Here is a 20,383-nt window from a genome sequence, read left to right on the forward strand (position 1 = left end):
TTAATTTTGAGCTGATACTGACTGTTTTGACTTATTAGGAGGTAGTTATGAGTGAATTTAATATGGAAGAATATGCGAAAGCATTTTTAGAAGAAGCTACCGAGCTACTGGAGCAAGCAAATGAGGATGTTTTGAAAATAGAAAGCAGTCCAGATGATGAAACTCTAAACTCTCTATTTAGAGCAATACACACAATAAAAGGAAGTGCTGGTGGTTTTGGTTTTGATGAAATATCAGAATTTAGTCATCATATAGAAACATTACTTGATAAACTAAGAGCTCATGAGTTAGATGTATCCCCTGATATTATAGATATTATTTTGGAAGGCTTAGATATAATAACTGAAATGGTAAATGCAGCAAGATCTGGAAATAAATATGAATTTGATTCAAATGAAATTATAGATAAAATAAATAAAATTATAAATAATGAAAACAGTACTAAAGTAAACAATTCTAATACTCAGATTAAAAATAAAGAAACCGTTATCGATTTGACAATAGATGAAGTTGCTGATGGTGATATTAAAGAGTGGTTATTATCTAATAAAAGCTTGAGTGATATTTGCTACAAAGTTATTTTAAACATTGATAATGATTTCTTAGAAAATGGTTATGATCCTCTTGCATTTTTATATAATTTAAAAAACGAGTCTAAAGAATTTTATGTAAAGACTGATATTAGTAAAATACCTGAATTAAGAGAATTAGAGCCTTTAAATTTGTATGTTAATCCTGAAATATATGTTTTTACTGATTTAAATAAAAATGAAATTAAAGAGTTGTTTTTTGATCCAAACTTCGTAGATATTAAAACTATTTTGTTAAAATCATCTACTGCAACAAAAATAAAAAAAGATGATTATGTAGATTATGAAGGATTGGATAATGATTCGCTTAAAGAACTTCTTGATAGTTTTGAAGATTATCTATCTTCAATAGAACATATTATTGTTGAACTAGAAAAAGAAAAAATATTGGATAAACAAAAGGTTAATGAGCTTTTTAGAATTTTCCATAACATTAAAGGTGATGCGGGCTATGTTGGTTTTAAGTTTATTGAAAGATATGCTCATATGATTGAAAATGTCTTAGATAAGGTAAGAAATGAAGAATTAACGTTTGATGAAAAAGCATCCGACTTGATTTTAAGAGCGATTGACGAAATTAAATTAGTATTAAATAGTGCAATAGAAAATACACAAGTTTTAATACCTGCAAATTACAAATATCTAGAAAGGCTTTTTAATGCTATTGAAGAAGGTGATAGTAAACCTACTAATGTGGAAGGAGTTGATATATTTTTACAACAGACTGAACAAATGATGGAAATTATAGAGATTGCAACAGAAGGCGAACATATAGATAAAAAAATGTTATTAAGGGGGGTTAACGGTTTAAAAAATGCAGCAAAATTTATGAAATTTGATGATTTAGTCAAAATTATAGAGAATTTGGAAAATAATTTAAACGAAGGTAAAAATATCGAGGAAGATTTGGAAGCTATAAAAAACTATATTGATAAATTGAGTTCCCCACCTAAAAAAATTGGGGAAATTTTAGTTGATGAAGGAATAATAAAGGAAGAGGATCTTAAAGATGCACTTCAAGAACAAAAACCACTAGGCGAGATACTGATTGAAAAAGGGAAAGTCGATAAAGATGCTGTAGAACTTGCCTTGAAAAAGCAAAAAATTATGGAAAAAAGTTATAGCAAAAAAGTTGAAGAAAATATAGTTAATCAAAAACACTTTGAATCAAAAACAATGAAAATAGACCAAACAAAAATAGATAAGTTTACAAACACAATTGGGGAGATGATAGTTGCTAAAAATAGTTATGAATACTTAGTCAATAGACTTGCTACAAATTATAATTTACCTACTAGTGTTATTAAAGAGTTTAAAGATAATGTTTATTTAATATCAAGGATAGCGCAAGATCTTCAATCTGATATTATGTCGTTAAGAATGGTTCCAGTAAAACAAATTTTCCAAAAGTTTCCAAGAGTTGTTAGGGATATTTCTAGAAAACATGGCAAAAAGATAGAGTTGTTAATAGTTGGTGAAGAAACAGAAATAGATAAGAAAATAGCTGATATGTTAAATGACCCTTTGATACATATAGTTAGAAATGCTTGCGATCATGGTATTGAAACACCAGAGGAAAGAGTTGCTAAAAATAAACCGGAAGAAGGCACACTGGTTTTAAAAGCTTTTCAAGAAGGCAGTTTTGTATATATAGAAATTAGTGATGATGGTAGAGGTATTGATAAGGATAAAGTTTATAATAAAGCTCTTGAGAAAGGAACTATCTCTCCAGATGATGAATTAACAGATGATCAAATTATAAATCTAATTTTTCACCCAGGCTTTTCTACAGCTGATAAAGTAACTGATGTTTCAGGTCGTGGAGTAGGTATGGATGTAGTTAAAACATCCATAGAATCACTAGGTGGTAATATTGATATTAAAACGAAAAAAGATGAAGGTACAAGAATAATATTAAAAATACCTATGACAATAGGAGTATCAACAGCATTATTAATAGAAAATAATGGTGAGCAGTATGCAATACCTATAGAAGATATTATAGAAACATTAAAAGTTACAGCAGAAGATATAAAGAATTTGCATTATGGATATGGAATTTATTATAGAAATCATGTTTTACCAATTTATTCTTTATCAGAAATATTAGGCGAAGAAAAAAAAGAATTTGATGGAGAAATTAGTATTATTGTGCTAAAAACTGATAGTGGACAGTTTGGTTTGGTTGTGGATAATTATAACAACATAATTGATATTGCTGTTAAGCCAACACCTAAGTATCTTTCAAACTTATCTTATATTGGAGGTATTACCATTTTAGGTAGTGGTAAAGCAGTAATATTATTAAATCCTAACAAATTATTTGTCTAAGTGTTGTATAAGAGTTGGATGAAAAAGTTGTTATAAAAATAGTGGGAAAGTTAGAAGAATTCAACTGAAGAGAGGTCTTCGTCATCAGCTTTTATAATAGTTAATTCAGTATTATTATATGCATCGATAAATTCTTGTGATTGTTTTATAGATTCAGGTAAGGTTTTGTCCATATTATCAAACTCTTCTTTAACTATATTAATCATATTTTCAATATTTTCTATGATTTTCGATTTAAAATTACTAATCAGTTCATAATAATCTTTATTAGTAAGTAGGTTTTTGATATTATTAACACTATTTGTTAATTCATTATTATTGTTTACTAAACTATCAAATTTTTCTCCGAAATTTATCCCTTTAAAACTATTGTACTTTTCTTTACTTTCCGTAATAATTCCATTTAAATCATTTATCAAAATTTGCCATAGGTTAATTGTATCTGTTAATTTTTGAATAAGTTCTTGTAATTTATTGTAAGTTTTGTTCATAGAATCTATCAAACTGTTTAGCGATGTCTCTCCAATTCTAGCAACCTCTATAGCTGAAATCACAATAAGTACATTGAATGATTTACTAAACTTTTTTAATTCAAATATGTTATTTTCTGTAATTGTTAATGTGTTTTGTATCGAAATGATATTCTCATAAATTTCATCAATAATATTCGATATATAAGCTCCTTCCTTTTCTATCTCTTTAAATATTGACTCAGAGATGGATGTTTTGCTTATAACATTTTGTATATCAGTGTTTATATTATAAACATACAGTTTTATTTCATTACTAATTTCATCAAGTATATTTTCTAAATCGTTTTTTATATTTTCTAAAATACCTAATATTTCTTTAAGAAGTTTAAATTTTTTCCCTAAATAACTTTTATCTTGGTTATCTTCATCTTTTATGCTATTTAAAGCTTCTTCTATTTTTGCAATTTGTTGGATATAAATATCATGAAATTGAGAGTATTCAACTAGCTTTGAAATACTTGCACTAAAGCCAATTGAACTGCTATTATCTAAAGTTGATTTATTAATATGTTCAAAATTGTTTTTGATTCTTAATTTTTGTATGGTTTCTCGAAAGTTTTTATATATATTATTAAAATTATTACTAATCTCATTTAATAAAGATTTTGCTTTATCAGAGTGTTTTTTTATTTCTTTGCTTAAATATGCTATGGTTGCTCCCTTTTCACCTAAACTATAAGTTTTACAAATAGTATTATATGACAATATTTCTAAGTCGTCAGTGATTGAAATAAAAGTCGATGTTGCATGTTCTATATCAGATTTTAATTGGTCTATATTGATGTCGCTGATTTTTTTATTAAACGTAGATTTTATGTTTTCTATCATTGAAACAGTATCAGATAAAAAAGTATTTATCTTTGAGTTAATAAAATTATCTGTATCTATAACCCTTTGAAAATGAACTTGATCAAGATTGATGAGATCAGTTATTATCTCAATAATTTCTTGAAAAAGTATATCTAAATTATTTTTTATGGCTTGAAAATCCATTTATAAAGCCTTTTATCTTATTTTTTAGTAATTCTTTGTTTATTGGCTTATAAATAATCATATCAAAACCTTTATTCATTAAACTTCTTTCGTCAATAATATCGGCTGTAAATGCAATATATTTAATATTTTTTTTGTTATCAAGTCTTTCTTTAATTTTCTTTAATAGATTTTCCCCACGTTCTCCATGATCAAGGATAAGATCAATAAAGATAATATCTGGAACATTATTTGTATCTATTAAATCGAACTCTTTTTCTATATCTGAAATCATATTAATTATTTTATAATTAATATTAAGTTCTTTACATACATATTGAAATAATGTTGAATGGAGAACATTATCATCTATAAGCCAAACAAGCATACTTCCTCCAACTAATTTGTTATTGAAATTATATCAAAAAAATACTTGATAATTAATCACCTCAATTATATATAATGTTATATCGAAAATTTTCAAGACTTAAAAATTGTTAGGGGACTTTATGATTGAAAATTATGAAGATTTAATAAGAAAGATTTATCATGATTCTGTAAATCTATTAAATCCAATAAAAGAAATAATTAAGTTACAATATGGTAAAGATGATATAATGATGGAGCTTGTCCCGAGTATGGCATATGTTATAGATATTTTGACTAACTCAAGAGCTTTAGTTATTTTAGAATCTCAAAAATTTGAATTTAAAAAAGAGGAATTTTTACTTTATGAAGTTTTAACTGAAATTTTGCAAATTATAAAAGATAATTATATTTCTAAAAGTGATTTTATTAACTTAAAAAACTTTGAAGAGATGTACGAAGTATCTTTAAATACTAACAAATATTTATTTCACTTACTATTATATAACCTCATATTGAATGCTTACCGATTTGGTTATAATACAGCTGTTTATTATTACTGTGGTAAAATTATAATAAAAAATAATATTAAGATAAAATTTGATTCTAATTCTATTTTTGAACTGCCAATCGCAACTGATAGATTTGGTATTACTGGATCTGGTTTTGGGTTAAAAATAGTAAAAAAAATCTTAAATGAGTTAGATATAAGCTTAGAAGATAATATATATGAGGATGAAGTAGAAGTTTCGATCAACATAAAAAATATATTAATTGGTTAAGGAATTATAAGAAGATTACACTATAGTATAGAATTTTGCTTAGTCGATTTTTCCTCGAAATTGAGGATGGCCAATGCAAAGCAACGATGAGGCTGTTGCATAATGAAACATTTTTTTAAGATCACTATAGGCTTAAGATTGCTTCCCCCGCCATTAAAATTTACATTTTGGCAGTGACACATATAATTTAATAAGCGCAAATATTTAATCTAAAAATTTTCCATAAATGGCGAGTCGCAATAACCCCCAAAATACCGTCATTGCGAGCGTCAGCGAAGCAATCTGATATGCTTAAGCAGTTATTATTTGCAACATTATCAACTATAGTTGCTGAAACTTTTAGGGAATTTGAGTAATTATTACCTTGCGAATGTTTTAATGCTACATATGTATTTATAAAAATCTAATTTTTATTTCTTAATTCTATCCATTTTTTAATACATTTTAAAAATTCTTCTATATTCAAAGGCTTAATTAAGATATCACTAAATCCTAATTTTTTAAAATTATCAATCTCATTTTTAAGAGATCTTGCTGTTAGAGCTATAACTGGTAAATCTGATAATTTCAACTCATTTTTAATCTTATCAAAAGTTGTATAACCGTCCATTTGTGGCATTTGAATATCTAATAATACCAAATCATATTTATTTTCTTTAAGTTTTTCTAATGCTTCTATACCATTTTCAGCTTCATCAATATTAACGTTATAATTTTTTAAAATTTCTTTTACTAAGTATCTATTTGCAAAATTATCTTCAACTAATAAAATATTATATGTTTCTTTATCTATTTTATTTATGGTATTTGTTTCTTCTGATGTTACTTCGGATTGAGGGGGTTTGTATTGAGTTAAAAACTTATTCAATAAATTTTTAAGATAATATCTATTATCTTTCCCTTTGATGAAAAAGGCTTTTACTAAATCGCTATATGATTCAAAATCTTTTTTATCTAAATCAAGAGCTGTGATAATTATAATATTTGTAGAAATATTATTTTGTTTTAGATAATCAAGTATGTTAAAGCCACTCAGTTTAGGCATATCAAGGTCTAATAGAATAAGATCCGGTTTTTCTTTTTCTATTAGCTTTTTTGTCTGTAAGCCATCTGTAGCTCTAATAATATTAACATCTTCTGAAATTTCATATACCAATTTTGTTATTTCATTGAGACTTAAAATATCATCATCAGCAATTAATATTTTTGGTTTACCAGAAATGTCTTGAGGATTTTCTTTAATATTAAAAAATTCTGATTTGTCAAATTTAATATCTTTAGCAAGCTCATTCTTGTCCTTTTCATCTTTTTGATTTTCTAAACTTTGAGGTAACTCTTTTGGAATATAAACAGTAAAAATAGTGCCTTCCCCAACTTTACTTTTTACAGCAATTTTTCCACCAAGTAGATTAACAAGCTTTTTAGTCAAAGGAAGTCCCAATCCCGTACCTTGAACATTAAATTTTCTGCCCATAGTTACAAAAGGTTCAAACAGATTTTGCATTAAATCCTCTGGGATGCCTATCCCAGTGTCTTTTACATGTATAATTATATACTTAGTATCTTCTTCTATAATAAGTTCAATCAACCCATTTTCCTCAGTATATTTTACTGAATTTGATAGAAGATTTAATAATATTTGTGTTAATTTATATTTATCAGTATTTATCAAGTAATTTTTAGCTTTAAATATAACTTTAAAAGAAATATTTTTTTCGTTACACTGTGGTTTTATAATATTACTTACATAATCTATTGTCTCTGTTAAATCAATTTCCTCAATTTCTAAATCTATTTTACCTGATTCAATTTTAGATAAATCCAATATATCGTTTATTATATTTAATAACTGTTTCCCGCTTAAATTTATGATTTTTAATTTTTCTTTTAATTCATTATCTAATTGATTATTTTTTAAAATTAATTCAGTTAAACCAACTATGGAGTTTAATGGAGTCCTCAGTTCATGTGACATGTTAGCTATAAATTCATTTTTATATTGTTGCAATTTGTTTAAACGTTTACTATATTCTTCTAGTTCTATTTTTTGAACTTTGAGTTCTTCAGTTTGAGCTTCCAGTTCTTCACTTTGTGCTTGCAACTCTCTATTTTGAGCTTCTAATATTCTATTTTTTTCATCAAGCTCTTTAGTAAGTTTTCTTGAATCTTCAAAAAGTTTGATTTGCATTATAGAAATTCCTAAGTGGGTGATAACATCTTCTAATAAATCAAGTATTTCTTGATCGATTTTATTTAATGTTAGACATTCCAAAACTCCTACAACTTCATCTTGAAAAATAATTGGAAAATAGTAGCCATAAAAACTATTGAATGTTATCAATCCAGATGAATACGAACATCTATTTTTAAAATTATCTACATTTATTATAAATAATTTATTATATTCAATACAATATCTACCTATAAAATTGTTATAATCAATTTCTATGTCTTTCCTGAAATCGTTAGAATTGCATAATGTATACTTTATTATTAATCTTTTAGTATTTTGATTATATAAATAGCCAGTGCCTGCAAAAATAATTTGGTTTTCAATTAATGTTTCAATAAAACCTTTGAAAATATCTTCATATGATGACGCATCATTTATTTTTTCTAAAAATTGAATGTTTATTTTGTTTAGTTTTTTAAATTTTAAAAGTTTTTCATTTGTTTTTTTATAATTAATATGAAATTGAAATAAAAAATAAATAATAAAAAAAGATGTGATTATAATATTTATTGTGATTAACAAATGGAAATAATTTATTTTATATTTACTTACTAAAAACAATATTGTTAACAAAATAGATAAAAAAAATAATATTGTATAAGTTATTTTTTTACTTTTCATTAAACACCTCACTTATTAAAAGCATAAATTCTTATATGTTTACAAATCTGTTTAAATAACGGTTCTAAATCTAAATGCAAATGTTCATTTCTACCCAATATAAGGTAACCATCACTATCGAGTAAATCAATCAAATTTTTTAATATAACAAGCTGGTTATCTTTATTAAGATAAATTAAGACGTTTCTACAAAAAATAAAGTCAAATTTAAGCATCCCATTTAAGATTTGCTCATTATTTAATATATTTAAATGCTTGAAACTTAAACAACCTTCAGGTAATAACTGACTGTTAAAATGAAAAAAATTATTATTTACAGTAAAGTATTTGTTTAAATAATAAAAAGGTAAATTTGAAATAGAATAATCATTATAAATTGCCTTTTTAGCATCATCTATAGCATTTTTATCTATATCGATAGCAGTGATATGAAAATTGAATTCTTTATTTTTTTCTTTCAACTCGTTTAATATCATGGCAATAGTGTAAACCTCTTCTCCTGAAGAACAACCTACACTTAGTACTTTAATATAATTAGTGCCTGATTTGATCATGTTATTACAAATTGATTCAAAATAATAAAAATAAAGTGGATCTCTAAAAAATTCTGTAGTATTTATAAAAAAAAGTTCTAATAATTTATTTATTTCTTCTTTATTTTTTAAAAAATATTCATAGTATTCCTTAATTTTGTATATATTTAAAACAATCATTCTTTGATTTAATCTTCTTAAAATTGTATTTTTTTTGTATTGAGAAAAATCTATGTTTCTTTCATGTCTAATCTCTTCTAATATTTTAGAAACAAAATACATATCTAAATTACACATATACTAGCTCCTCAGCAATTAATAAAAAATATCCTATCTGATTAACAATTATCTCCATATCATCTAAATTAATATCTAACATATCTATTATATTTAAGGAGCTATCTAAAGGTAAATTTGTAATATGTAAGTTTGTACCAAAGAGATAATTTGATATTAAAGCGTTAGATAACGCTACTACACTAACATATTTAATGTTTTCCGAACTCGCATATTGTGGAAAATGATGGTACTCAACTGCTTCACAAATATTATCGGGGAATTCTAATTTTTTAAGAAGTTTAGCACCTATAACTGCATGTGCAGTAGATTTTATTGATTCTTCTACAAAATTTATTAATTTTACTCTATTTGCTTCATTAAACTTTTCAACAGCATATTTATCCAATACAACTTTTCCTATGTCATGAAAAAGAGCTGCAATATAAATATCATCAGATTTTATTCCAACAATTTCTGCTATATACTCTGATAGTAATGCAACAGATATAACATGCATCTTATAAAATTTTGATTCTAATAAATAACCTTCCAAATCTTTAGTGACAAATTTATTTTGTAATTCAAGAGCAATAAAATTAAAAAAATTTTTTAAGCCAATAAAATTGATGGCTTGTTTAATGTTTGTAATTTTTGATTTTGGTGAAAAAAATGCAGAATTTGCATATTTTAATAAATTGAAAGATAATGAATCGTCACTTTTTATTAAACTTTCTAATTGGCTAATAGATACTTTATCATCATTTTTTAGTGAAAGAATTTTAACAATTTTGCTATTAACAACTGGTAAATAATCAAAGTAATTTTCAATATCTTTTATAAAATTTAATTCATCTAACTCAATATTTACTGATGGGATTTGTTTAGATATTTTTGCCACTTCAAATGTATAATCTTTTGTATTAAACGTTAAAGTTCTTGCGTGATTACCAAGACAATTTTCATATTTTATTTTTATATTATTTTTTTGTAAAAAATTTTTTACAGCTAAATAGTTCTTTTCTCCAATATTGAAGTAGTTACTTCCAGAAAGGTCTGCACCACCTGCTATTACAGCTTCTAAATCTAACTGTTCGTTTGAAAACTTTTGCATATTGGTAATCATATACTCTAAACCAGTATCCGCAAATGCAGTAATATTATAACTGGTGCTATTATAACTATTAAACTGTGGTAAAAGTATATGAATTGCTCCTACTATATGTTTTTCTCTGTCAAATAATATAACTCCCACGCAGGAACCTAAAACTATTTTTATCTCACATTCGGTATGTTTTATTATTTCACATTTTCCTATATCTATATATAGGGTTTTCAATGTAAACTCCTGTTTTACTTTAAAAATAAACTCAAATTCTATTTTGAGTCAAGAATTAATGCTATAATTACTGTAGTTTATAATATTAAAAAAATTTCAAATTTTGTAAATATAATATATTTGATTTTTTATTTTAAATGTTATATTTAAAATATATAATATAAAAAATAGGGAGCTACATGAAGACAGACAAAATTATTATTGATATAATTGATGATGATGAAATTATATTAAGAATGATGACAGGAATTTTGTCTAAATATTATAATGTCAGAACATTTAATTCTGCAAAAGAATACATAGAATTTTTAAATGATAACAGTATTGCATTGCCTAAGCTGATTATTTCAGATATCAGGATGCCTGATATCTCTGGTTTAGAGCTTTTAAAATATATCAAGAACATAAATAAGTTTAAAAATATTCCTGTTTTAATGTTGACAAGTGCTAAGGAAGATGAAGTTGAAGAAGAAGCTTTGGCTTTAGGTGCAAGTGATTTTATTTCCAAACCTTTTAAAGCTTCAATCCTTTTATCAAGAGTAAAAATCCATATTTATAATAAAATAGCCAGAGACTTACTCGAAGAAAAAGTTATAAATTTTGCTGAAAATTTAAGTCTGAAAAATAAAGAGCTATTCGATGCAATATATTCAGACACTCTTACAGGATTGTATAATATAAATTATTTTAAAAGTTATTTAAATGATTTGATCCAAAAGAATGAGAATGGTATTTTGTTGTTAATAGATATATATCAGTTTACTCATTTCAATAAAACATATGGTATTGCAACGGGAGATTTAATTTTAAAACATTTGGGAGCAATGCTTAAAGAGAAATTATCAAATGAATTAATCTTTAGAATAGGTTCTGATGAATTTGCTATCTATTATAAGCATATTAGTAATGAAAAATTAACAAGTATTTTATCAGTTATAGACTTTATCTTTAAAAACATAAATACTGGAGATAAAGTATGGTCAATACCTTACAATATAGGTATAGTAACATCTACTGAATCAAAAAAAAATGCTGAAGAACTTTTAGAAATGGCTTCAATTGCACTAAAAAAAGCAAAATTAAAAGGTGCAAATAGCCACGTGTTTTATGAAGATAATATTGAAAAGGAATTCAGTAAAATTATTTTTGCAAGAGAATTGATTTCAAAAGCAATAAAAAACAAACTGTTTATTTTTCAATATCAACCTTATTACGATCCATACAATTTATCAATAAAGGGATTTGAGGCTCTCGTTAGAATAAAAGATGGTGATGAAATTTATTCGCCTTACCTTTTTATTGAAGAGCTAGAAAGAAGTGAGTTCTTATCAGATTTTGAAGATATATTACTGACTGAAATAAAAAAAGTAACTGAAAAATGGAATTTACCTGTTTCTTTTAATATCTCGCCAAGAAGTTTTAATTTAAACCTTCTGAAAAAATTAAAAGATGTAGGATTGACTAAGCTGGGGACAATAGAAGTTACAGAAAGACTTTTGTTAGAAAATATTGATGAAGCAATAGAAGTAATGGATAACATAAAAAACTTTACAACGTTAAAAATAGCTATAGACGATTTTGGTACAGATTATTCTTCATTAAAATACTTGAAAGATTTACCTATAGATATATTAAAAATAGATATTACTTTTGTAAGGAGTATGCTAGATAGTTTAAAAGATAGAGCAGTAGTTGAAGTACTTATCGAATTATGTAAAAAAATAGGGGTAACATCACTTGCAGAGGGAGTTGAAAATAATTCGCAAATGGATATGTTAAAAAACATGGGGGTAGATTTGGTTCAAGGATTTCTCTTAGCAAAGCCTATGTTTGAATTTCAGGTTGATACTCTTTTGGAGAAAAACAACACATGACATCTATATTTGAACTCCACTATCATAACTTTAAACAATATTTTATCCAACTAATTAAATAGTATTATGAATGACCAAAAAATAAAATTTAATGATATAATTTATCAAAAATTATTTAAAAGTAGTATTATTTTACATATAATTCAGTTTTTAATGTTTTCTTTTTTATTAATTTTTTTAGTTAAATTATATCATTTCAAAGAGATTAGAAAATTAGATCTTAATGAACATCAAAAAGAAAAAATTGTTACAAATTTTGATAATTTACTTACTTTATATAAAAAAGACTTGGAATACCTCTCTGTAATATTTCTTAAAGAAGAAAAATTAAGTAAAGATGATTTTTTAGCTTATTACAAGAATATTCATGAGAAGTCTAATTTACCTTTTTCCTATGTGGCTTTTGTTAAAACTCCAAATCTAGAAAAAATGGATAAAGTTCATCAACCATCATTAAATATTAAAGATTTAATAATCTTTGACAGTATATATGAAAATATGATCGGCACTAATTTAAAGTTAAATAAAAAAATCAGTCAAAAATTATCTGAATTAGAATATGGTAAATGCTTAATTTTAAATGAAAGAAACTTTTATGAAAATGGTAAGAATTTGTTGTTTTTTGTCCCCATATACAATTATATTTCTAATTCAAAAAGTAAAAACCTAAAAGGGTATGTGGTTGGTAACATTCCTTTAGAAAAGTTAAAAATTGAATTAAACTCAATTATACCTAAAAACATCTATCTAAATATTTATGAAGGGACTGCAGGACCTTATAAAAATCTAATTTATTCAAATTATAAAGATACAGAGAAAAGTAAAATACTTTTTGAATCAAAATCTACATTTCAGCTTTTTGGTGATAATTTCACATTTTTATTAAAAATACCTGATCATTTTTACAATAGATTAAGTAGTGGATTATTTACTTATTTTATTATTGGGATATTAATTTTTATAGTGTTTATTTTGTTAACTGTTAAGAACGTTAGAAGTTTAAGAAAGCTGAGGAAATTTGTTAATGATAAAACAAAAGAATTGTTAGAGAAAGAAGAACGTTTATCGATGATTTTTGAAAGTGCACCAAATGCTATATTATTGGTCAATGAAAATGGAGAATTAATCTTAGCTAATAAAAGGGCTGAAGAAGTGTTTGGATATAAAGAAAATGAGTTAATTGGTAAAAAGTTAAGCTTATTTATACCCGATAGATTTAGAAAACCTTACTTAAACTATTTGATTAATGAAATGAATGATAATGTAAATTATCCTATTAAAATAAATGATATACAACTAAAAAATAAGGAAGGTAAAATTTTATATGTAGATATTAGTATTGGTAAAATTCAAAACAAAGAAAATAAAGTCGAGTTAATTTTTATAATTAAAGACATTACAGATAGAAAATTGTTAGAAAAAGAAAGGTTAAAAAGAATCGCTGCTGAAGAAGCAAATAAAGTTAAATCTAACCTTTTGGCAACTATAAGTCATGAAATTAGAACTCCACTTAATGCAGTAACAACATTTTTAGATATAATGGAGGAAAGAAAATATCTGAAAACTGAAGATAAGTATCTATTAGAAAAAACTAAGTATTCATCAAATATTTTGATTAATTTGATTAATGATGTACTTGATCTCTCTAAAATTGAATCAGGTAATTTTAAGTTAGTTAAAAATGAAATTTCACTAATAGATTTAATTATTAAAATTACTAGTATATTTGAAAATTCTTTATTAGAAAAAAAACTTAAAATGTATATAGATATTCCACCTGATGTACCAGATAAAATCAAAACTGATGATTTAAGGCTTAGTCAAATTTTAATTAATTTAATAGGAAATGCAATAAAATTTACTGATAATGGTTATATTTTATTATCAGTGAACTTAGAAAAAAGAAATGATAAAGATATATTTTTAAAAATTACTGTTAAAGATACAGGAATTGGTATTGAAGAAAAAAATATAAAAAGTATTTTTTTACCATTTATTCAAGAAAATGTTGGAGATAATAAAAAGTATGGTGGTACAGGTCTTGGATTAGCAATTGTTAAACTAATAGTAGAAAAAATGGGCGGTACAATTAAGATAGAAAGTAAAAAAGGTAAAGGTTCTAAATTTATTTTTGATATTCCTGTAGAATGCATATTTGATGATAATATAAACAAACAAAATGTACTAAATAGAAATTTATTAATTATAAGTGATAATGAAATTGAATTAAAAGTAATGACTAATTTAGTAAAAAGATTTGTGAAACCAGAAAAGACAGTTTTAACATCTAACCCTGTAAACGCAATCGATAATGTTATTAAATGGAAAATAGATAATAAGGATGATTGTTTGTTTATCATATGGTTATATCCTTCAAATGAAACTGACTTACAAGTGTTTATTAAGAGGATTAAAGAAAAATGTATTTCTTTAGGTATTAATTGTTTTGAAGGAAGTTGTAAAAATAATATATTAGTTATATACGATAAAAATTGTGAATTTTTTAAAATTGCTGAAATTAAGTGCATATCAAAACATATAATAAGTCCTTCAATAATTTTAGATGAAGTAATAAACATTAACAGTTATTATTTACTTTTTAAGAAAAAACCTCTAAATAATAATGTTGATATGGCTGGAGCAAAGATACTTTTGGTTGAAGATAACAAGATAAATCAACTGTTTTTGTCGACCTTATTAAAGCAAAAGGATATTGTAGTCGATATTGCAAATAACGGACTTGAAGCTATAGAAAAAGTTAAAACAAACAATTATGACTTAATATTTATGGATATTCAAATGCCACAAATGGACGGTTATGAAACAACTAAAAAGATTAGAAAATTTAATAAATCTATTCCAATTATAGCTTTAACAGCTGCTGCACTTGTTCATGATAAAAACAAAGCGCTTGAAGCGGGTATGAATGATCATTTAAGTAAACCAGTAAATAAAGATGAATTATTTTTAGTATTATCAAAATTTATAGTATCTAAAGATGGTTTGGGTGTTAATGAAATGCAAAATAATGAAATCCAAAATATAAATAAAATATTGGACAAAGAAAAATTGATGAAATTAGTTGATGATGAATGTGTTAGGGATTCTCTTAAATTATTAAAAAAAGATTTAACAACAGGTAAATATAAGGACTTAATTAACAAAATAAAAAATGGAGATAATGATGCTGAATTTTTAGTTCATTCTTTAAAAGGGGTAGCAGGAATGTTGACGCTTAATAGGTTATTTAAAATTTTAGAAAAAATAAATGAAAATTTAAAAAATAGCAAACCTGTCAATAATTCCGATCTTAATGAGCTTGATCTTGCAATAAAAGAAGTTCTTGATATATCCAAAAATCTATAAAATGTTATTATTCCTGGGTGCTGGACTGTGATATTATTGTGATAAAATCTGTTATATTGCGATTAGATTCAATTATATAAAAAATTTAAAAATCGTATGTTGCCTCGCAATGACCCTAAAATGCCGTCATTGCGAGCGTTAGCGAAGCAATCTGGAACTTGAACAGTTATTACTATACAACAACTCAAAAACTAGAATTTAATGATAAACTTCTACTCTATTTCTACCCAAGTTCTTAGCAGTGTAAAGCGCTTTGTCTGCACATTCAACGAGCTTTTCATAATTATCATTATGCGGTATTGTAGTTGCTAAACCTATACTAACAGTTACAACATTTGAAACTTTTGATGAAATATGCTCAATTTTCAATTGTTCTATTTTCTTTCTGATTCTTTCGGCAATTTTAAAAGCTGTAACCTCATCAGCATAAGGTAAAATAACCATAAATTCTTCCCCTCCAAATCTCCCCACAATATCCTTCTCACTTCTAACAACTTCCATAATAGTCGAAGAAATCTTCTTTAAACACTCATCTCCAGCAATATGCCCATAAGTGTCGTTATAGTTTTTGAAAAAATCCACATCAATCATTAATACAGAAATAATGTTCTGGTCTTTATGCAATTGCCATAGCTTTTCTAAATTTTCCAACAGGTATCGTTTATTTCCAATACCTGTTAAACCATCTAAATGTACCATTTCTGATAATTTAACATTACTTTTTTCAAGCTTTTCCTTTTCTTTTTCTAATTCTTTCAACAATAAAAAATATTTTCTACTATTTAATTCTTGAAAGTATCCAACGAAAACACCTAATAAATTGGTAGATATGAAAAAATAGTTGTTAGCAACTAAGTTCTTTAAAGGTATCTTTGTAAGTTTAATAGATACAAATTCGTATGCTAAAATTATAATTAATGATGAAAATAGGGCATATTTAAATCTCAGTCCTAGATAGGTATAAGCATAAAAGAAAACTAAAATTAGCCCAGAAAAGTAAATATTATCTTTATAACCATTAACTTGCAAAAACCGAATCATTTCTACTATTCCCATCCCAGCAATGATTACAATTAGCAGGTTTATTTCTTGAAGAACTTTATAAGCAAATTTTGAATAAAGAAAAATAAACAGAATAAACAGTATTGGAACTACATAAATAAACCTTATTTTTAATAGGTAACTATAAATATCAGGGTATAAATAATAATCTAAAAATCCAAATAGTATGTATAATATAATCCCACTAAAGAGGGCAAACCTAACCTGCATTAACTGTCTGATATTAGAAAATATCAGATATTCAGATTCTAATTTTTGATCATAAAATTTTAATGTTATTTTATTTGTTAAATGCCATATGTCCATAAACTAAAATAAGTTATATTATTTATAAATTCAATATCCAAAACTAAAGATTCGGCTAAATATATGAAATGAGAATGTTACACAATAGGCTAACATGTTGATAATTATCATGATCGTAAGATTGCTTCGGCAACTTTTGTTGCCTTGCAATGACCCTAAAATGCTGTTATTGCGAGCATCGGCGAAGCAATCTGTGGCTTAAGTAATAATTATTATACTACCCCCTTCAAATGAATAAAAATAATTTTTATATATTTAAATTCACTTGTAATATTAGCTTTTTGGTGTTACTTTAAAATATAAATAAGTTATGAGAGGTAAAGCTATGGCTTTAAAGCAGTTTGTTGTTTTCTCATTATTAAATGAAAAATATGCTATTGATATAATGAAAGTAGATGAAATTATTAGAATGATGGAAATAACAACTATCCCAAAAGCTGAATACTTCATAGAAGGGATTATTAACCTAAGAGGGAAAGTAATACCTGTTATAGATTTAAAGAAAAAATTTGGATTAGAACCTAAAGAATATGATAAATATACAAGAATTATGGTTGTAAATATTAGAGATAAAAAGATTGGGTTTATTGTCGATGAAGTAGATGAAGTTATGAGGATTGATGAAGACGATATAGATTCTACTTCAACTTTTACTTCAAATATAAACGATAACTTTATAATAGGCGTAGCAAAAACTGAAAAAGGTTTAATAGTAATAATTGATATAGAAAAAGTCGTCTCTGATGAAGAAACAGCAGGATTAGACATTTATTAGTTTAACCAATTAACAACCATAATGTTTTCTTGTATTCAGCTTTTGTACAGGATGCTGCTAAATCATTGGAGTTCTTGATTGATGTTAAATAAAAATGAACTTGCTAAATTTCTATATACAGTTAATAAAAATCCCACAAATTATATAAAAAATTTCAAAAACTACTTAAATAAGTTACTAATACTTTTAGAAAACAATAATCTTTCAATCAGAAATAAAATAATAAATATTTTAAATTCAAAACAACCACCATCCTCAAATACTTTAATGGAAATTTTATATGAAATAAATTTATTTGTTTTTGGAAACAAATCTAAAATCAATGGCATGAAAATACCTATAAGCTTTATAGATGGTATTGGAGAAAAAACTGAGCAGATTTTAGAAAAATTTGGCATTAAATCAATTGAAGATTTACTTTTTAATTTCCCTTATAGATATGAGTTTTATGGAAATTATAAAGATAATATATTAATAAAAGGGGTTCTAGCAAGCAAGAACATCATACAAACAAAGTATGGGAAAAAAATCCTTTTAGCACAGTTTAAACACAACGATAATATTATATTGGGTGTTTGGTATTCCTTTACAAAAAATTATCCTCTTCCTCTTTTAATAGAAAATAAGGCATATTATCTGTTTGGTAAAAAGAGTAAATTTAACAACTTACCAGCAATTACTCATCCAATTTTTCTAAAAGATTATGAAGTAAATAAAATTATCCCTATTTATTCTCTCCCTTCAAAAATAGCAAACAAGACTTACTATAAAATAGTTCAAAAAGCTTATTTCAACTTCAGGGATTCATTTATTGAAACATTGCCACATTATCTTTTAATGAAATATGGTTATCCAGAAATTAAACAGGCATTAAAACAGATACATTTTCCAGAAGATATCCAAGCAGCTGAAAATTTGACTGAGAAAAAACATCCAGCATTTCAACGCTTCGTTTATGAAGAGCTTTTTTATTTACAAATTGGCTTATTAGCCAATAAACAAATTTTAAAATCCACCCTTGGTATAAAATTTGAGGTAGATTTAGATAAACTCAAAGAATTAAAAGATTTTTTACCCTTTGAATTAACTAGTAGTCAGAAAAGGGTTTTAGCTGAGATATTTAACGACATGAAAAAAATAAATCAAATGAACAGGCTAATTCAGGGAGATGTAGGAAGTGGAAAAACTATTGTCGCGTTTATTGCAGGTATAGTTGCAGTATTCAATAAATATCAAGTAGCAATAATTGCCCCTACAGAAGTTCTAGCTGAGCAACATTATAATAATTTTGTAAATCTTTTTGGAGATAAATATACAAAAGCTTTAATTACTGGTTCTACTCCAAAGAAAGAAAAAGAGATATTGAAAGAAAAAATTTCAAAAGGGGAAATAGATTTTATTTTTGGAACACATGCACTAATTCAAGAAGATGTAAATTTTAATGCCTTAGGGCTTGCAATAATTGATGAACAACATAGATTTGGTGTAGAACAAAGAAAGTTATTAATTGATAAAGGGTATAATCCAGATATCCTTTTAATGAGTGCTACTCCAATCCCTAGAACACTTGCCCTAACTTTTTATGGAGACCTTGATATTTCAATTATTGATGAAATGCCACCAGGGAGAAAAACAGTTATAACTAAGGCTTATTCAGAAACAAGGATTTATGAAGTATTCGATTTTGTAAAACAAGAATTATCAAAAGGAAACAAAGCATACTTTATCTATCCACTTATTGAAGAAAGTGAAAAATTAGATTTAAAAGCTGCTACTGAAAGTTATGAAAAGATAAAAAAATACTTTGGTGAAGAAGTGGTAACATTGTTACACGGAAAAATGAAATCTGAAGAAAAAAAACAAGTACTGCATGACTTTAAATATGGGAAAAAATCTATTTTAGTATCTACAACAGTAATCGAAGTTGGTATAGATGTTACTGAAGCCACTGTAATAGTTATTGAAAATGCAGAAAGGTTTGGCTTATCTCAACTACATCAGCTTAGGGGTAGGGTAGGAAGAAATGATAAACAATCATACTGTATTTTAGTTTACTCAAAAAAGATATCTGAAGATGGTAAAAAAAGAATTAATGCTATGGTAAAATATAATAGTGGTTTTAAAATATCTGAAATAGATTTAGAGTTAAGAGGTCCAGGCGATTTTTTTGGGACAAAGCAGTCTGGTCTTCCAGATTTAAAATTTTCAAACATTATAAGAGATGTTGCAATATTAAAAAAAGCGAGAAAAGATGCTGAAACAATTTTAAAAGAAGATCCAAATTTAACCAGTCCAAAAAATAGAATTGTTAGAGAAACATTAACACAAAAGTGGAAAAAAGAGTTTGATTATATCAATATTGGTTAATAATTTTAAAAATCTTCCTTGATGAACAATAAATTTTCAAATATACTTAATTATAGA

Annotated in this window: 12 protein-coding genes; 6 read left to right on the forward strand and 6 right to left on the reverse strand. The window is 25.4% G+C overall.

Translation table 11 applies throughout. The features are described 5' to 3' along the window. Window positions 1-47: 47 nt before the first annotated feature. Window positions 48-2,921 carry a chemotaxis protein CheA gene (locus tag DEFDS_RS06065; RefSeq protein ID WP_013007919.1) on the forward strand — a complete coding sequence of 958 codons (2,874 nt, stop codon included), beginning with the start codon at window positions 48-50 and terminating at the stop codon, window positions 2,919-2,921. 50 nt (window positions 2,922-2,971) lie between these two features. Here DEFDS_RS06065 and DEFDS_RS06070 read toward each other — a convergent pair whose 3' ends face one another. Both DEFDS_RS06070 and DEFDS_RS06075 read right to left on the reverse strand, forming a co-directional pair. Then, a complete protein-coding gene (locus DEFDS_RS06070; protein ID WP_013007920.1) occupies window positions 2,972-4,447 on the reverse strand; it encodes a hypothetical protein in 1,476 nt (491 codons plus the stop codon). Further along, window positions 4,422-4,814, reverse strand: a complete 393-nt coding sequence (locus DEFDS_RS06075) for a response regulator (protein WP_013007921.1) — start codon at window positions 4,812-4,814, stop codon at window positions 4,422-4,424. The genes DEFDS_RS06070 and DEFDS_RS06075 overlap by 26 nt, the downstream gene beginning before the upstream one ends. Window positions 4,815-4,935: 121 nt before the next feature. Between DEFDS_RS06075 and DEFDS_RS06080 the strand changes: the two genes are divergently transcribed. Then, the gene (locus DEFDS_RS06080; RefSeq protein ID WP_013007922.1) at window positions 4,936-5,574 is read left to right on the forward strand and encodes a hypothetical protein; all 639 of its coding nucleotides are present in this window, start codon (window positions 4,936-4,938) and stop codon (window positions 5,572-5,574) included. Window positions 5,575-5,977: 403 nt separating this feature from the next. Here DEFDS_RS06080 and DEFDS_RS06085 read toward each other — a convergent pair whose 3' ends face one another. From DEFDS_RS06085 to DEFDS_RS06095, 3 genes are read right to left on the reverse strand one after another with little or no spacing between them, the layout of a single operon-like run. Then, window positions 5,978-8,428 carry a hybrid sensor histidine kinase/response regulator gene (locus tag DEFDS_RS06085; protein WP_013007923.1) on the reverse strand — a complete coding sequence of 817 codons (2,451 nt, stop codon included), beginning with the start codon at window positions 8,426-8,428 and terminating at the stop codon, window positions 5,978-5,980. 8 nt (window positions 8,429-8,436) lie between these two features. Beyond that, window positions 8,437-9,258 carry a CheR family methyltransferase gene (locus DEFDS_RS06090; RefSeq protein ID WP_013007924.1) on the reverse strand — a complete coding sequence of 274 codons (822 nt, stop codon included), beginning with the start codon at window positions 9,256-9,258 and terminating at the stop codon, window positions 8,437-8,439. Beyond that, complete coding sequence (locus DEFDS_RS06095) at window positions 9,251-10,576, reverse strand: HDOD domain-containing protein (RefSeq protein WP_013007925.1); 1,326 nt, start codon at window positions 10,574-10,576, stop codon at window positions 9,251-9,253. The genes DEFDS_RS06090 and DEFDS_RS06095 overlap by 8 nt, the downstream gene beginning before the upstream one ends. Window positions 10,577-10,755: 179 nt before the next feature. Between DEFDS_RS06095 and DEFDS_RS06100 the strand changes: the two genes are divergently transcribed. After that, window positions 10,756-12,450, forward strand: coding sequence for a two-component system response regulator (locus tag DEFDS_RS06100; protein ID WP_013007926.1), 1,695 nt, complete (start codon window positions 10,756-10,758; stop codon window positions 12,448-12,450). Window positions 12,451-12,516: 66 nt separating this feature from the next. Further along, entirely contained in the window at window positions 12,517-15,816 is a 3,300-nt protein-coding gene (locus DEFDS_RS06105) for a PAS domain-containing hybrid sensor histidine kinase/response regulator (protein ID WP_013007927.1), read from the forward strand. Window positions 15,817-16,014: 198 nt separating this feature from the next. Here DEFDS_RS06105 and DEFDS_RS12635 read toward each other — a convergent pair whose 3' ends face one another. Then, window positions 16,015-17,184 (reverse strand): GGDEF domain-containing protein, encoded by a 1,170-nt coding sequence (locus tag DEFDS_RS12635; RefSeq protein ID WP_013007928.1) that lies wholly within the window; start codon window positions 17,182-17,184, stop codon window positions 16,015-16,017. Between the two features lie 325 nt (window positions 17,185-17,509). On the opposite strand from DEFDS_RS12635, the gene DEFDS_RS06115 reads away from it, so the two are divergent. Beyond that, window positions 17,510-17,959 (forward strand): chemotaxis protein CheW, encoded by a 450-nt coding sequence (locus DEFDS_RS06115; RefSeq protein WP_013007929.1) that lies wholly within the window; start codon window positions 17,510-17,512, stop codon window positions 17,957-17,959. Between the two features lie 81 nt (window positions 17,960-18,040). Then, window positions 18,041-20,326 (forward strand): ATP-dependent DNA helicase RecG, encoded by a 2,286-nt coding sequence (recG, locus tag DEFDS_RS06120; protein ID WP_050742509.1) that lies wholly within the window; start codon window positions 18,041-18,043, stop codon window positions 20,324-20,326. The last annotated feature ends 57 nt before the right edge of the window (window positions 20,327-20,383 follow it).

Origin of the sequence: Deferribacter desulfuricans SSM1, from assembly GCF_000010985.1 — a bacterium.
GTDB lineage: Bacteria > Chrysiogenota > Deferribacteres > Deferribacterales > Deferribacteraceae > Deferribacter > Deferribacter desulfuricans.